Annotated in this window: 14 protein-coding genes and 1 pseudogene; 14 read left to right on the forward strand and 1 reads right to left on the reverse strand. The window is 34.5% G+C overall.

Features of this window, described 5'->3' with window-relative positions:
• The 3 genes from K412_RS0113340 (at window position 1) to K412_RS0113350 (ending at window position 4,403) form a co-directional block, all read left to right on the forward strand.
• Window positions 1–1,476 (forward strand): hypothetical protein, encoded by a 1,476-nt coding sequence (locus K412_RS0113340; protein ID WP_024833582.1) that lies wholly within the window; start codon window positions 1–3, stop codon window positions 1,474–1,476.
• An 86-nt stretch (window positions 1,477–1,562) separates the two neighbouring features.
• Window positions 1,563–3,935: a ribonuclease R gene (rnr, locus tag K412_RS0113345; RefSeq protein WP_034847542.1), complete on the forward strand. Its 2,373-nt coding sequence runs from the start codon at window positions 1,563–1,565 to the stop codon at window positions 3,933–3,935.
• Window positions 3,936–4,403 carry a 2-thiouracil desulfurase family protein gene (locus K412_RS0113350; RefSeq protein ID WP_024833584.1) on the forward strand — a complete coding sequence of 156 codons (468 nt, stop codon included), beginning with the start codon at window positions 3,936–3,938 and terminating at the stop codon, window positions 4,401–4,403.
• Between the two features lie 50 nt (window positions 4,404–4,453).
• Here K412_RS0113350 and K412_RS0113355 read toward each other — a convergent pair whose 3' ends face one another.
• Window positions 4,454–4,681, reverse strand: a complete 228-nt coding sequence (locus K412_RS0113355) for an HPr family phosphocarrier protein (RefSeq protein WP_024833585.1) — start codon at window positions 4,679–4,681, stop codon at window positions 4,454–4,456.
• Window positions 4,682–5,118: 437 nt separating this feature from the next.
• Here K412_RS0113355 and K412_RS20795 point away from each other — a divergent pair, with 437 nt between their 5' ends.
• From K412_RS20795 to K412_RS20805, 11 genes and pseudogenes are all read left to right on the forward strand, one after another.
• Window positions 5,119–7,341, forward strand: a complete 2,223-nt coding sequence (locus K412_RS20795; RefSeq protein ID WP_034847546.1) for a pectate lyase family protein — start codon at window positions 5,119–5,121, stop codon at window positions 7,339–7,341.
• 271 nt (window positions 7,342–7,612) lie between these two features.
• Window positions 7,613–8,433, forward strand: a pseudogene (locus K412_RS20800) (glycosyltransferase family 2 protein); the annotation flags it as partial.
• A 205-nt stretch (window positions 8,434–8,638) separates the two neighbouring features.
• Window positions 8,639–9,937, forward strand: a complete 1,299-nt coding sequence (mtaB, locus tag K412_RS0113375) for a tRNA (N(6)-L-threonylcarbamoyladenosine(37)-C(2))-methylthiotransferase MtaB (RefSeq protein WP_034847947.1) — start codon at window positions 8,639–8,641, stop codon at window positions 9,935–9,937.
• A gap of 84 nt (window positions 9,938–10,021) precedes the next feature.
• Window positions 10,022–10,288 (forward strand): IreB family regulatory phosphoprotein, encoded by a 267-nt coding sequence (locus K412_RS0113380; protein WP_024833587.1) that lies wholly within the window; start codon window positions 10,022–10,024, stop codon window positions 10,286–10,288.
• Between the two features lie 64 nt (window positions 10,289–10,352).
• Window positions 10,353–10,781: a Holliday junction resolvase RuvX gene (gene ruvX, locus K412_RS0113385; RefSeq protein WP_024833588.1), complete on the forward strand. Its 429-nt coding sequence runs from the start codon at window positions 10,353–10,355 to the stop codon at window positions 10,779–10,781.
• A 99-nt stretch (window positions 10,782–10,880) separates the two neighbouring features.
• Window positions 10,881–11,168 (forward strand): DUF1292 domain-containing protein, encoded by a 288-nt coding sequence (locus K412_RS0113390; protein WP_024833589.1) that lies wholly within the window; start codon window positions 10,881–10,883, stop codon window positions 11,166–11,168.
• A gap of 217 nt (window positions 11,169–11,385) precedes the next feature.
• Window positions 11,386–13,416 carry a methyl-accepting chemotaxis protein gene (locus K412_RS0113395; protein ID WP_024833590.1) on the forward strand — a complete coding sequence of 677 codons (2,031 nt, stop codon included), beginning with the start codon at window positions 11,386–11,388 and terminating at the stop codon, window positions 13,414–13,416.
• A 236-nt stretch (window positions 13,417–13,652) separates the two neighbouring features.
• Window positions 13,653–14,123, forward strand: coding sequence for a DUF6323 family protein (locus K412_RS0113400; protein WP_024833591.1), 471 nt, complete (start codon window positions 13,653–13,655; stop codon window positions 14,121–14,123).
• A 27-nt stretch (window positions 14,124–14,150) separates the two neighbouring features.
• The gene (locus K412_RS0113405; RefSeq protein ID WP_024833592.1) at window positions 14,151–15,431 is read left to right on the forward strand and encodes a DUF6179 domain-containing protein; all 1,281 of its coding nucleotides are present in this window, start codon (window positions 14,151–14,153) and stop codon (window positions 15,429–15,431) included.
• 107 nt (window positions 15,432–15,538) lie between these two features.
• Complete coding sequence (locus tag K412_RS22770) at window positions 15,539–15,778, forward strand: hypothetical protein (protein WP_242835621.1); 240 nt, start codon at window positions 15,539–15,541, stop codon at window positions 15,776–15,778.
• A gap of 39 nt (window positions 15,779–15,817) precedes the next feature.
• Window positions 15,818–16,990: an alpha/beta hydrolase family protein gene (locus tag K412_RS20805; RefSeq protein ID WP_242835698.1), complete on the forward strand. Its 1,173-nt coding sequence runs from the start codon at window positions 15,818–15,820 to the stop codon at window positions 16,988–16,990.
• Window positions 16,991–17,009: the final 19 nt, after the last annotated feature.

Here is a 17,009-nt window from a genome sequence, read left to right on the forward strand (position 1 = left end):
TTGGAAAGGAAAATCAGAATACTTTTAACAACATTATTGTTAATTTCTGCATCCTTATTTTCAGGATGTAGTACCGTTAATTTCAGTATTGAGGATACCATAAAGCCGCCGGAAGGCAAGAACATTGCCGTAAAAGGTACATGGAAAATACAGAATTACATTTTAACTGACAACAGCTCACAAGTCCCTGAAAAACAGGAGAAGTATGAACAGTTTATCGGGAAGGAAGCTGTTTTTGATAATGAAGTCAGTGCTATTTACAAGGATGTCTGTATTAATCCTCAATACAAAAGTATAAGAACTTCTGTAGGTACTTTTATTCAAAATAAATACCGTATAAGTGAAGACATACTTGGAATTACTACCGAGAATGTTAATGTGGTCACAATTACAACAGATAACCAGCTGTTTCATGAGCTTATAGTTACAGATGCAAATACAGCATATGTATACATGGAAGGTGGTTTTTTAGCATTGAAAAGAATTTCTGTGGATATAGATGAAAAAATCAGAGCAGAAAGTCTTGGAAGTGTTGGTTTGGATATAGACAGCGGCGGAGATTATAAGGAAGACCCTTTGCTTAGGTCGGGGGTTCTTATGGGAATAAGATCTCCAGATAACACTTACCATACACTATGGCTTTATTTTAAAAACCGTGAAATAAAAGCAAAATTATATACAAGCCAACTAGTTGTACCTAGAGCAAAGGGGTTTTGGGAGATTGGTTCTATATACACCGACGATTCAGTAAGTATATATGCTGAACCTTTTGCAGACCTATCCCAAAAGCAGAAATCTAAGACTATGAGTAAAATAAATACAATAAATATAAAGTCTGACTCTAAAGTATTATTCGTGGGGAATGATTATATAGGTATTGAAAGCGACATGCGACTTGGAGTTTTACCCATAGACAATCTGGGAACAAAAAAACCGGTGCTACTGTCAGATATAATTGAAGGTGACTCTGCAAATATTTTAAAGCAATCGGCAGAGGCATTTATTTCATCGTTGGATAGAGAAAAGGTAAGTAAATTAAACCATCAGCCTCAAGAAAGCAATTTTACATTGCAGAGAAGAAATGGGCATTGGATTATGAAAAGCCGCCTTTATTATAAAGACACATCCAGTAATAAAAAGTATGAAGATTTTGATGTGAAGCAGATGGTACCATCAAAGCTAATACACTATGACGAAATGAATATTCCGTGGAATGAAATTAAATTCAGAGCACCTTGGACAAGGGATGCATATATGTCGCCTAATAAAGATATTCTTATACTGGTATCAGAGGATAATATAATAGTTTATACAGTTCAAAACAAGAATACTATAAATAAGCAGCTGCTTAAAATACCTCTTAAAAACGGAGAGTCCATTATCATGACGGAATGGTCTACCGGGAAGTATGCGGATATGTGGGGGGAATTTGCGGATACGGCCTTTGATAATAGTTATGACAACGGTGAATTTTAATTGAAATACTTGGAATAATATATTAGTATAAGGAAGTAAAAGGAGAACATTGAATTTATAAAAAACGTAGGAAAGGTAATTAATACATGGCAGATTTGGAAGAACGTAAAGAACGAATAGTCGCATTTATGAGGGATAAAGCGTATAAACCTCTTTTATTTAAGGAACTTATAATGGTTCTAGATGTGCCTGAAGAAGATATTGGACTTTTCACCCTGGTAATGGATGAACTTGAAGAAGAAGGAAGGATTTTTAAGACCCATGGGAAAAGGTATGCTGTACCTTCAAGGCTAAACCTAGTAACAGGAAGGCTGCAAGGCCATGAAAGGGGATATGGATTTCTTATACCTGATGATGAACTTATGGAGGATATATTTATCCCCGCAGACGGTCTTAACGGGGCCATGCATAATGACAGGGTTGTAGCACGAGTAAATAAGAAAAGTTCTGCAGACAGGCGAATGGAAGGCGAAATAATACGTATACTTAAAAGGGCTAATACTACTTTGGTAGGAACCTTTGAAAACAGTATGAGTTTTGGTTTTGTTGTTCCTGATAATAAGAGAATTTCCGGTGATATTTTTATTTCAAAAAGTGAGTTTAACGGAGCGAAAAAAGGGCAGAAGGTTGTTGTTGAGATTCTAAAATACCCGGAAGCCAGAAGAAACGCCGAGGGCAGAATAATTGAAATAATCGGTGATAGGAATGAACCGGGTACAGATATATTGTCAATTATAAAATCTTATAATCTCGAAGAGGATTTTCCAGAGGATGTTCTCAATCAGGCAAATTCCATTAGCGAAACAGTAACAGAGGAAATGATACAAGGAAGGCGTGATTTAAGGGGACTTCGTATGGTTACCATAGACGGAGAAGATGCAAAAGACCTTGATGATGCGGTTTCAATAGAAATACTGGAAAATGGGAATTACAGACTTGGGGTTCATATTGCGGATGTAACTAATTATGTTACAGAAAATTCTCCTCTAGATTTGGAAGCGCTTAACAGAGGCACAAGTGTATATCTGGTTGACAGGGTTATTCCAATGCTTCCAAGAAAACTATCCAATGGTATTTGTAGTCTTAATCCACATGTTGACAGACTCAGCTTTACCGTAATGATGGACATAGATAAAAACGGTAAGGTGTATAACCATGAAATTTTTGAAAGCGTAATTAATATAGATGAAAGAATGACTTACACCAACGTATACAAAATACTGGTGGATAATGACCAAGAACTAATAAAACGTTATAGTCATGTGGTTCCTGATTTCTACAAAATGCAGGAACTTGCACTGATTTTAAGAAAGAAAAGATTTCAAAGAGGCGCTATTGATTTCGATTTTGATGAAGCAAAGGTGGTACTGGATGAAAATGGAAAACCTATTGATGTAAAAAGATATGAGATAACCATTGCAAACCAGATAATTGAAGAATTCATGCTTGTCTGTAACGAAACTGTTGCAGAGCATTTTTTCTGGACAAATACACCATTTGTATATAGAATACATGAAGACCCTGATGAAGAAAAAATACGCAATCTAAACGAGTTTCTTTACAATCTGGGATACAGCATAAAGGGCATAAATAAAGTTCATCCCAGAGCCTTACAGGACCTTTTGGAAAAGGTCAAAGGAACCAGACATGAGAGAATAATAAGTACAGTTATGCTAAGATCCCTGCAAAAAGCACGGTATAGTGATGAAAGTATAGGTCATTTTGGTTTGGCTGCAAAATACTACTGCCATTTCACTTCGCCCATTAGAAGATACCCTGACTTAATAATTCACAGAATAATGAAACTTTATCTAAAAGGCGAAATGAGTGAAGAAAAAATCAGCCAATTGGAAGGAATGCTGCCTGAAATTGCAAAACACTGTTCAGAATGTGAAAGAGGGGCAGATGAAGCAGAACGAGAAAGTGAAGACTTAAAAAAGGTAGAATATATGAAAGCCCATGAGGGAGAAATATTTGAAGGTATTATTGCAAATGTAACTTCCTTTGGTATGTTCATAGAACTTGATAACACCATAGAGGGTCTGGTCAGAATGAGCAGTATGGAAGATGATTACTATAACTATGATGAAGCTCATTACTGCCTTGTAGGAGAGAGAACACGTAAAATTTACAGAATAGGTGATATAGTCAAGGTAATACTTGCAAAAGCTGATATAACTGCAAGGAAAATAGAGTTTTTACTGGTTGAATCTGATGATATGGATGATTTTGACAACATAGATGAGGAAGCGGAAGATGAAATAATATTTACAAAGCACAAAAAAGAACCCTCATATGTTAAGAGAAACAGTCGTAGCACAAAATCGGATAAAGCTGAAGAAAAGGGCAGAAGGAATTCATCTTCAGGCAAAAAGTCCGTGAAAAAAGGGAAAATCATCGATAAAAAAGTTTATGAAAAAATAATGGGGAAAAGAAAAAGGAAGAAAAGGAAGGGTTAAATGATATTGGTCAGTGCATGTCTGGCAGGACTTGACAGTAAATATAACGGTAAAAACAATTATAATGAGTGCATAGAGAGACTTGTCAGGGAAGGTAAGGCGATTATGGTATGCCCTGAACAGATGGGAGGGTTGCCTACTCCAAGGGACTCTTGTGAGATTGTGTGCGGTGACGGAGGCGATGTCCTATCGGGTAAATCAAAAATAATAGACTCTAAAGGACAAAATCAAACCGAGAAATTTTTAAAAGGTGCTGAAGAAACTCTCAAGGTAGCCAGACTCTATAACATAAACAAAGCAATATTAAAATCAAAAAGTCCGTCCTGCGGCGTTGGAAAGATATATGACGGAACATTCTCTGGAAAGCTTATTAAAGGTAATGGAGTTACAGCGGAACTTTTAATAAGAAATGGTTTTGAAGTAGTAACTGAAGATGACGTGACCAACAGTTGCTGTGATTTAAAATAACAAAAAGCGAGTTCCTAAACTCGCTTTTATCTTTCTTAATTTATAAATAATTATACTACGAAACGTTTAATTTCATCACAGAATTTTTCGCAATCATCGTTTTGAATTTCAACTTTGATTGGCTTGCTAAGGTCAAGACTGAAAATTCCCATTATTGACTTTGCATCTACGATATAACGTCCTGATGATAAATCAACATCAAAGTCATATTTGTTAACGATATTTACAAAATCCTTTACGTCGTTAATAGATTTTAAAGAAATATCAAATGATTTCATATTATCCATCCTCCTTATAATTAAGGTAAAAAACAATAATTTTTTTTACATTTTAATATTAACCGCTTTTGAATTAATAGTCAATGAAGATGTTTAAAGGCTAAGTATAAAAAATACCACCAAATACCACTATATAAAGGGTTTGGAAGTTTGTTGTGCATTTCTTACAAAGTTTGGGCAATGTTTTCATTCAATAATTCATTAATAAATTTCTTTGAGTTGAGACAAGGTGGGTAGTTGAGTTTATAGGTATGGAGAAGACCATTTTATACGAATTCAGTGTAAAATAATAACATATGTAGCACAATATTGTATAATTATATCAGACGATAAGAAACGGAAATTATAATAATCTGGGAAATATATGAAGGAGGTGCGGTTTATTACAGAAAGATACCTAAAGGGTAAAAATTATAAATAATTTAAAGGAGGTTTTTATGTTAAGGAAAATAAAAATTTTTCTTTTGGCCGGGGCTGTCATGGCACAATCACTTATAGGACTTGGCGTGGTTAATAAAGCTCAAGGTGCAGAAAATGGCCTGTTTGGTTTGATTGGTTTTGCTACGCTAAATGGTGGAACCACTGGAGGCGCCGGTGGAAAAGAAGTGACCGTAAAAAGTGCTACAGAAATGTCAGATCTTTTAAACAAGAGAAAAAAAGACAATGACACTTCTCCGTTGATTATAAAAGTAGCATCTAAGCTTACCGGAACAGGTGCCATTGGAGTTAAAGAGGTTTCAAACGTTTCAATTATAGGTGTTGGAAATGCCGGAGAACTGGAAGGCGTTGGGCTTAATATTGTTAAGTCCAGCAACATAATTGTTCAAAACCTGAAGATACACCATACTCTGGCTCCTACCGATTGCATAGGCATAGAGAATAGTAAAAATGTATGGATTGACCATTGTGAGTTATACAATATGATAGGAGATTGCAATGGCGATGGAATAATAGACGAGAAGGGTGACATTTCCGGCGGTGATGTAGATTGGTATGACGGTCTGCTGGATTGCAAAAAAGATAGTGCATATATTACAGTTTCATGGAATTACTTTCATGATTCTTTTAAGACAAGTTTAGTTGGGTCATCTGACAGTGACAACTATGATAGAAAAATGACTTATCACCATAATATGTTTATAAACCTGAAGGAACGCTTACCTAGCTACAGATTTGGAACAGGACATATATTTAGCAACTATTATGCTGATGTGTGGAGCAGTGCTGTAAATTCCAGAATGGGAGCTCAGCTCAAAGTTGAAAGCAATTATTTTGAAAGAGTCGGTTCAGGTTCAGTTAATAAAGAATCGGGACTGGCTGCCGGCCCTATAGGATCCTATAATAGTGAATTAATAGGTTATTACGATGTAAAGGATAATACATATGTAAACTGTAAGGGTAATCAACCCACAACTTCAACTTGCAGCTATACTCCACCGTACCAGTATGCGAACTACCTGACGCCTTCAAGCCAGGTAAAGGAATTGGTTACACGGTATGCGGGAGTTGGCAAACTGGATGGCTCAAATCCAACTAACCCTACTGACCCAACCAATCCACAAGAGCCAGAGCAAACTATAAAATGCGGTGATATAAATGGTGATGGTAGTATAGATACCATCGACTTTGCAACATTAAAAATGTATTTGCTTGGACAATCGGTTCCAATCAAAACTGAGGCTTCTGACTTGGACGGCGATAAAGAAATATCCATCCTTGACCTTGCGGTATTAAAAAAATATTTGTTGGGACAGGTAAACACTCTGCCAGTTAACAATGGAACTGGTAATCCCGCTGACGGCGATATTATAATTGAGCCTAATGGTTCAACTACTTTACAACAGGCTATTGATAATATTAAACCGGGTAAGACAATTTACCTAAAGAGCGGCACATACTCATTTTCCAAGACAGTAATTATAGCAGAGGGTAACAATGGAAATGAGGGCAGTATGAAAAATATAGCTGTTCTGGGTAATGAAAAGGCAGTATTGGATTTTTCTAGCATGACATTTAATTCATCCAACAGGGGCGTAGTATTGGCTGGTAATTACTGGAATATAAAAGGGCTCAAAATCCAGAAAGCCGGTGACAATGGAATGTTGCTGGCAGGGAACAATAACATAATTGAAGACTGTGAGTTTTATGCAAACTGTGATACTGGTCTGCAGATTTCAAGATTTAATTCAAACTACAACACAATCTCACAATGGCCAAGTAATAATACTGTGAAAAATTGCTATTCTCACAGCAACTACGACCCTGACGATGGTGAGGATGCTGACGGATTTGCAGCAAAACTCACATGTGGTCAGGGTAATAAGTTTATCGGATGTATATCCAAATATAATGTTGATGACGGTTGGGATTTGTATACAAAAGATGATACTGGTCCAATTGGTTCAGTTTATTTTGAAAACTGTGAAGCTAGCTACAACGGGAAGACTGAAAACGGTTCTACAACCACAGACAGTGACGGAAACGGGTTCAAATTAGGCGGCAGCGGCATAAGTGTTGATCACAAATTAGTTAACTGCAAAGCATTCAATAATAAAAAGCACGGTTTTACCTGGAACAGTAATCCCGGTAAGTTAACACTGATAGGATGTCAGGCAAGTGGTAATGGAGGAAACAACTTTGAGAAAGTAGCGAATCAGTAGTCCCAATAGTATTTCCGTTAGTTTGTTTTGTAAGTATTCCTTTATAAGCAAAAGTATGGAAATTGTTAATAGCTTCACATTTTATGATTTGGTAAAATAATTATTATAGATTAGAGAATAAAATTATTGTGTGTTAACAAGGTTATTTAAAAAGGAGATGGGGTTTATGAAAACTGAGTTTATACATAGTACAGATACAGGTAATTTTCCTTTAATATCTGTGATTATTCCTGCATATAATGCGGGAAAATATATTGAAAGATGTCTTAGTAGCATAACTAACCAGAGTTATCCAAAAGAAAAAATGGAAATCATTGTTGTGGATAATAATTCAACGGATAATACGGCAAATATAATAAAATCCTTTAATGTAAGGTATGCATTTAATGAAAAAAAGGCCCATCTCCTTCAAGAAACAAGGGAATATCCATTGCCAGTGGAGAATATTTGATTTTTACAGATTCAGATTGTATTGCTGATAGTGATTTTGTTCTCAACCATGTAAAAGCTCATTTAGATTTAAAAACAAGTAATCCTAAAGTAAGAATGGTAGGCGGCGGAATAGGAGGTTATAACAAAAACTTTTGGGCGGTATGTGATGACTTCTGTTCATGGTCTACATATCATCCTAATCTGAAACCACAAATAGATAAATACTATTTTCCGTCTGCTAATATCAGTATTCCAAGAAGCTTAGTCGAAGAAATAGGAATGTTCAATGAAGATTTGAAAACAGGAGAAGATGTCGAATTTTGCTTAAGAGTAAGCAATAAGGGATACTTGCTATATTTTGAGCCAAAAGCAAAAGTTCAGCACATTAACAGGGATACATTTAGTGAATTTATGGGACACGGAAAGTCCTGGGCAAAACCTGTGGGGGAAAAGAGTCAACTGGATAGAAACCATAAAGGGTTACTAAAAAATATACTGGTATTCACCAAAAATTATTTTAAATCCATAAATGAAGTAATATATTATGGTTTTAAGGCCAAACGTTTCTATGTGATTTTCTTTATTCCCTTCATTATACTCTATAAAACTTATTTTGCTTATCATCGTATATTGTTTATACTTGGATATGCTAAGAGATAGATATCAAATATGAATAATAAGTAAAAAATAAGCAAATAGCTCTACAATGTAGAGCTATTTTAATTTGTGTGTTAGAATATTGTTGTTAATTGCTTAAGGAGAAAACTATACTATGATGGATAAAAATACAAGTACTGAATCAGTAGATTTGACACTAAATAATGAAGAATTTTATAGAGCATATGGACGTAGAAAAACCATATCAATGTATACTCTAGGCTGTAAAGTTAATCAATACGAATCGGAAGCAGTTTCTTCAATATTTGAGCAAAACGGATATGAAGTAGTTTCTTTTGAACAGGCTTCAGATGTTTATGTAATAAATACATGTACGGTTACAAATCTAAGTGACAGAAAATCTAGACAGGCTATAAGAAGAGCAAAAAAAACAAACCCTGATTCTATAGTTATTGTTATGGGCTGTTATGCGCAGACATCCTCAGAAGAAGTCTTGAAGATTCCAGGTGTTAATATGGTTATAGGCACTAAGGACCGTAACAAGATTATAGAGTATGTAGAAAGAATTGTAGCAGGAGAATGCAGAATAAATGCTGTGGACAATATAATGACATCAAGAGCTTTTGAGGAGCTTAAACTAAATACATATAAAGAGAGGACAAGGGCATACCTGAAAATACAGGAAGGGTGCAGCCAGTTTTGCTCTTATTGTATAATTCCTTATGCAAGGGGGCCTATACGAAGCCGAAAACCGGATGATATAATAGAAGAGGTAAAGCAGCTTGCAGACAGTGGATTTTTGGAGATTGTATTAACAGGTATTCATCTCGCTTCATACGGCAGAGAACTAGAGGGCACTGACCTGCTTGATATTATTCAGAAAATACACAGTATTGATGGGATTAAGAGAATAAGGTTGGGTTCTATAGAGCCTACTACAATTACAAAGAAGTTTGTTGAAGCTGCTGGTAGACTACCCAAGCTTTGTCCCCATTATCATTTGTCATTGCAAAGCGGTTGTGATAAAACTCTTGCGGAAATGAACAGAAAATATAACACTGATGAGTATAGAAAAAGTGCAGAGCTGCTTAAAGACAATATTCCTGATGTTGCTATAACTACTGATTTGATGGTAGGCTTTCCCGGTGAAACGGAAGAGGACTTTTATACGTCCCGTGATTTTGCAGAGGAAATTGGTTTTTCAAAAATTCACGTATTTAAATATTCACCAAGAAAGGGAACCCCTGCGGCGGAAATGAAAAACCAGATAAGTCCTGAAGAAAAGGAGAGAAGAAGCGAAATAATGCTGGCCCTCTCGGATGAACTTGAAAAAAAATATCTGGAAAGGTATGTTGGAAGGAATATGGAAGTTTTATACGAGCAGGAGATGCATGGACATGAGGGATATATTGAAGGACTGACAAATAATTATATCAGAGTTATGGCAAAAGGAGATATTAGTTTAAAAGGAAAACTTGCTCAAACGCAACTGTCAAAAGTTAATGGAGTGATATTTGAAGGAAAATTGTTGCAAAAGCCTGATTAATGAGGTACTATATATACTATATAGCCTTATGCAAATTTAGAAAAAGATGGATGTTGACTAGAGGTAACTGGGAAGGTGATATAAATGGGAATTAACGAGACTATGATGTTTAAAGTGGATAACGAAAAAGAGAATGAAGCAAAAGAAATCTTAGTTTCTGTATATCAGGCACTAAAAGAAAAAGGCTACAATCCGATAAACCAGATGGTTGGGTATATTTTGTCTGGAGATCCTACTTACATCACAAATTATAAGAATGCCAGAAGTATTGTTCGAAGACTTGAGAGAGATGAGTTACTGGAAGAAGTCCTTAAATTTTACCTGGAAAATCATAATAATGAACCTGAATAATTGATTAAAATAGGCACTCTCAAATGAGAGTGCCTGTTAATTTTATCTGCTTACGGAGGCAAGAATGAGAATACTTGGAATAGACTATGGAGATTCAAGAATAGGAGTAGCAATAAGTGACCCTATGGGCTGGACAGCGCAAGGGTTGGAGATGATTAAGATTAAGGATAGTTTGAAAAAGGCTGTCTTTCGTTTATCAGAAATAATAAAGGAATATGATGTCACAGACATAGTTATAGGGTATCCTATCAATATGAATGGTACTAAAGGGCCAAGAACGGAAAGAACAGAAGAATTTATAAAAAAGATTTCTGATTTGGGTCAGTTTAATATAATAAAATGGGATGAAAGACTTACTACAGTGTCAGCACACAGAACTATGAATGAACTGGGGATAAAAGCTTCAAAGAAAAAGGGCATTGTGGATACAATGTCAGCGGTGCTAATTCTCCAAGGTTATCTTGATAGAATGGCAGGTAATAAAAAAAGTTGATATTGGAAATCATCTACATGTGTGTTATTATAAACTTAATGCATTCAGATTCCTGATGCATTCTAGGGCATTCAAAGACTATACTAGGAGGAAGTATATATGAACGATGAAGAAAGAGATGATATTGTAGTACTGTTAGGAGAGGATGGAGAGGAAGTTGAATTTGAACATCTCGACACTATAGAAATGGACGGTAACGAGTATGTTGTTTTACTCCCCCTTGATGAGCAGGAAAACGAAGAAGTTGATGAAGTAGTTATTCTGAAAATTGAACACAATGAAGATGACGAAGACTCGTTTATTACTGTTGATGACGAAGAAGAACTTAACAGAGTATTTGAAGAATTCAAAACCAGAATGGAAGACGAATACGATTTTGATGAGTAGTCAAATTCAGATTAAACGAATAGATAAACACACAAAAAATAAGTTGGATTGTAGCTTTTGAGGCTACAGTCCAATTTTTATTTTGTGAAGCAATAAATAATTAAAAATTTTTAAAATAGTATTCCATATCATAATAGAATAATGTAAAATATATTTATGTAAACTTCATAAAAATTGTGCACATTTACTAAACTCTAAAGATGTAAAGGAGACCTATATGAATATCAGAAAAAAGCTTACTATCTTTATGGCAGGTTTAGCAATATTCTCCATCGGAGTGACTCAAACAGCGTCATTTATTAAATCCAATGACATTATTATATCCCAAACAAATACAATGGCAAAGGATTTAAGTTCATCGTATGCAGAAAATATTTCTAATCGTATTGATTCGGAAAAATCAGTAGTAAGTATGCTTTCAACTCAAACAAGCATTATTGAATTACTTGAACACTATCAGCCAGGTCAGAAAACATTACCAAACCCGGAGCTAAATAATTATTGTATTGGACTGTTAAAAAATGTAGCAGAAAATGACCCTAATATAGAACATGCTTATATTGTTAACACTGAAAATATAATAATTGCAGATACACATAATGAAACACTGGGGAGTAATATATCTGACCGTCCATATTCAACACAAACCTTATCAGAAGGTAAACCAGTAATAAGTGATGTAATGACGTCTAAAGCAACTAGCAAAAACGTTTCTGCATTTACATATCCTGTAAGGAATGCTGCTGGAACTTTGCTGGGATATGTAGCTGCAACGGTTTATATGGATTCCTTTAGTAGTTTCTTAGAGGATAAGAAGATTCTTGGAACAAAATCAAGCTATACCTTTCTAGTGGATAAGACGGGTAATATCTTATTCCATCCAGACAGGGTTAAAATCGGAAAAGCCATAGATATACCTCAAATAAAAGAAATAATTAAAAATCCTGGAAACAAAATATCAGATGTTCTTAGTTATGAATATGAAGGACAAAAACAAATAGCAGCCTATAAAATTATAAATAAAACAGGATGGTTGCTTGTTTTAACAGGAACAGTTAATGAGGTTACTGCACCTGTAAAAACTATGCAAGTTTTTATTGTGTATTTAAGTTTGATAATGTACTTAGTTGCTTCCGTGATTGGATTTTTAATAGCAATGCGTATATCAAAACCTTTAGAAAAAGTAGCACAGATTATTATAAAAACATCCAAGTTAGATTTAGAATATCAAACCTCATTTGAAAAATATCTGCGGGGTAAAGATGAAATAGGGACCATTGCCAGAGCTATAAGAGATATGCGACAGGTTCTGCGTGGTATTGCAGGTAAGCTGATTGAAGTATCAGAAAAGATAAATGATAATGCACAGCAGGTAAGTACTCTTGCAAATGATGTAAAAATGAACTCACAGGATAATTCCGCCACTACACAGGAGTTGTCAGCGGGAGCTGAAGAGTCTGCTGCTTCCACAGAGGAAATTTTAGCATCAATTAATGAAGTTGAAAATAATGTGAACACCATTGCACAAAGAACCAAAAAGGGTGCCGATGTGTGCAATCAGATTACTGAAAGAGCTTTGAAACTCAAGGAAGACGCTCTTATATCCAGTGATAATGCAAAATCTATATATGAAGACGTAAAACACAAAATAGAGAAATCTATTGAGCAATCCAAGAGTATACAGCAAATAAACCTATTGGCAGATACTATTCTGCAAATCACTGAACAGACAAACCTCCTGGCACTTAATGCGGCCATAGAGGCAGCTAGAGCTGGTGAATCCGGAAGAGGATTTGCAGTGGTTGCAGAAGAAATAAGAAAACTTGCAGAACAATCATCACAAACAGTTGGAAGCATCCAGAATATGGTTGAAGAAGTCAATCAGGCAGTTAAAAGTATGAATGAAAGCTCAATCTCTATACTGTCCTTTGTAGACCAGGATGTATTAGCAGACTATAATAAATTAATAGGTATCAGTGAACAATACAATGATGATTCAAACCTGGTTAATGGAATAATGTCTGACTTTATTCAGACTTCAGAAGAACTTAATAGTACAATAACAAGTGTATCAACTGCAATTAATGAAGTGGCACATACAGTTGTTGAAAGTGCTAGAGGTATTGAAAATATTGCCATAAAGACATCATCCATTGTTATAAAAACAGAAGAGGTTGATGAAAAAGCGGCAGAAAATCTTGACAGTGCCAAAGAACTTTATGACATTGTAACTAAGTTTAAGCTGTAACAATTTAAATATTGAAAACCCACTCTGCTTTAAGAGAATGGCAGGGTGGGTTTATTATTATAAAGAATTAAAAGCAGAATTCAAACATTGAATTCTGCTTTTATATTGACAAATAATATCAAAAGTTATATTATTAAATTTAGTGATTTTAATAAAACGATTAAAATCTACCCAATTATACTATATCATAAAAGCCAATGATTGTCAAGGGGATTTTTAATAAAAGGAGGAATTTTATGAAAGATTTCTTACAAATCAAAAATCTGTTTTCTGATAACGAGTCTGAAATTAATCAAATTGAAAAATGTAATGAGTTTTCGTCAAAATTTGGTTTAGTTCTTACAAATGAGCAAATCAGAATTCTTTTAGAAGAAAGATATACTACACTAAAAAAATATGGCCGTGTAGAACTGGGTAAGGGAATTTTAGAAAAACTGATTTTTGAGTTTTCTGATTCGCCGTTTATCTGGCAGGAAAACTACATGGATACTTTATCAGAACTACAGGATATTTTTTATTATTTTAAAAATGAATCTCTAGATGAATTTACAGATGATGAACTGATACGCTATATGCGCAAGAGTTTTGATAATGAGTGTCAAGGTTCACTTGAATACTTGCGGGAAACCAGCTTGGAAGATGTATGCAGAAGTATAAGATACGGGCGGGAGGCGTATAAGTATTTTGATTCTTACGATGATGAGTAACAGATGTATGAAGGAGGAGAACCTATTATGGATACATTACGGAGATATGAGCATATTCAAACTGTAAGAAACGAGTACTTCTTGTCTCTTTTACAGGGTGCAGCAAAAGAGGGCATCATCAGCTCTGAGCAGGTAAAGAAAATACAAGTGGGGCTGCTAGGTCTCCTTTCCAGACAAATAGAAAAATACACTTTAGGAGAGAGTAGTTCTGTAACAGAGGAAAAAGCTGAAAATTTACTTAAATCAATTTGCTTCTCTATAAGTGTAGCATTAAAGCAGCAGGGCAATATTATTTCTGCCTCAGAATTACTTAAACATGAAAGAGTTGAAGAACTGTTCAATAAAGGAAACGAGCTGATAAGACAATATTTTGAGGATTCAAAAAGACTTTGGTTTGAAATAAAAACAGATGGCTTTAGAACCGGTAATATAGCCTACAATTCTACTATTAATGAAGGATTGAAGGAATTCTTTAACTTTTATGATTACAAATTTTCTGCACATGAAACGAACGGCAGTATAGATTATCCTCTTTCCTACGATGAAATGGATTTAAAAGGAATAGAATATATCCATGAATACTTAACACATCTTACTATGGAAAATGCTTTCTGTTTGCACTATGATTCACATAGCATTGAGTGTCTTCTGAGGGGGTATAGCAAGTATTTCAGAGAAGATCTGCTAAATATATTTGAGTTAATTCTTACGAATTTACTTGGTAGAAGTATGCTGGGATATACCCTTGACAGACTGGATATAAGTGAGGAAGATAGGGCTTGGCTGTTAGTACAACTTAATAAAGTCGATGACACGGTACTTGTACAAAAAATGGAGCGGGCTTTTTATGAAGTATTATCCTTTATGAAAGTTGAATCACAGGCTACTATTGATTATTTTAAACTAACTTTAAAAAATATTATCTCAAGAGTTAAACATAATATAAATCTGAGGAAGCTGGAAAAAGTGTTTGTAACTTTAAAAGAAGGGGAAGATGAAAACTTAATTTCGGGATATATTGATGGTAATAAAATGGAAGACGAAGCTTTAAGAGTATTAATTGATGAAATGAAGGACTGCAGGTTTTTGGAGGATAAAATTGCAATGGTTATGCAGAGTATAAAAAGCCTGGAGGATTTATCTGAAGTTCTTAATGAATGTTTCTTTGAAGGGGAGTACGAAAGTGTGTTTAAACTCCTTGATAAACGAGAAATACAAGAACTGAAAAAGAGGATTGTCGAAAATAAGAATGATCCTTCCTCCTTTTATGAGTGGGAATGTGCATTGCTTGAGTTTGCAGCAGACTAACAAGAGGTTATTCACTTTTATCCATATGACGTGATATTATAAATACTTAACCCATATAATAATATGTATATAGTTGCATGTTGAATAATTATTAGGAGGATAATTAATTGAGATTATTTGAAATAGTACTTATTATTATTAACTTTTTCATACTAGGATGGCTATTATTTAGTAAAAAGAATAACAAGAAAATATTTTATATTTTATTTGGAATTTCACTTGTAATAACACTTATCCAAATAATTATAGAAGGTTACAGAATACAAATGGTGCCGACATACATCTGTATTCCACTAAATGTACTGATTTTCTTTCGTAAAGGTAAAAAGCCCGGAAAAATATGGTAAATTGTTCTTGCTTCAATTTTTTCATTTCTATACCTTGTAATAGCTGCTGCATTTCCAGTACTATTTCCCGTTTTTTCTCTCGAAAAACCAACCGGGCCATACCAAGTAGGCACAGTTACATATGATTGGACTGATGAAAACCGTTTGGAAGAGGCAACGAAGGAACCTAATGATAAAAGAGAGTTGATGGTGCAGGTATGGTATCCTTCTGAAAAAACTGATAACTTGAAGAAAGCACCATATATAAAAAATGTCCCGGAGGTAACGAAAGGACTTGAGGAGTCAGATGGTATACCTTCCGTATTGTTTAGCCACTTAAAGTATGTGAAAAGTAACTCTTGGTTAAATACTAAGATATCCGCAAAACAACAGAAATATCCACTTCTGATTTTTTCACATGGATTTGGGAATTTTAGAAATATAAACACATTTGAAGTAGAAGAATTAGCAAGTCAGGGTTATATTGTTGTTGGAATTGACCATACTTACGATGCAGCGGCTACAGTGTTTTCGGACGGGAGGGTTGCTTTATATAACAGTGATAATAAAAAAATGATCTCTGAAGACTTTGAAAAAATGGATAGTCATAATAAAATATGGGTAGAAGATGTACAGTTTGTACTTGATAAAATTGAAGAGATAAATAAAAAGGATCCACTTAATTATTTTACAGGAAGAATAGATTTAGATAAAATAGGAATATTCGGGCACTCCTATGGAGGTGCAACTGCAGGACAAATTATTATGCAGGATTCAAGAATTAAAGCGGGCATAAACATGGATGGTGCTTTTATGGGAGCTCCTATTCCACAAAAAGGGCTAGGAAAGCCATTTTTGGTGATGGATTCTGAAGATACTTTGAACTCATACAAAGGTAAAGATGATATATTTATCAAAAATGGAATATCTGGTGATTTGTTAAAAAAATACAAAGACTTTTTTGCAAAAATGTACATTAAAAGAAATAATGCTATTTCAAACGGAGGGTATTCTCTTTTAATAAATAATACGCAACATATTAGTTATACCGATTTAAGCCTTTTTACTCCATTATTATCTATTGGCTATAATCCACATGATGTACATAAAATAATAAATGACTTTACTTTAACTTTTTTTAACAAATATTTATTGGGAGATTCGTCTGCTTCTCTTGAAAATACCGCAAATAATTATAAAAATATAGAGTTCACACAGACAAAAAATGATTAATATTGAAAAGACTTAATCC

Origin of the sequence: Ruminiclostridium josui JCM 17888 (assembly GCF_000526495.1) — a bacterium.
GTDB lineage: Bacteria > Bacillota > Clostridia > Acetivibrionales > DSM-1351 > Ruminiclostridium > Ruminiclostridium josui.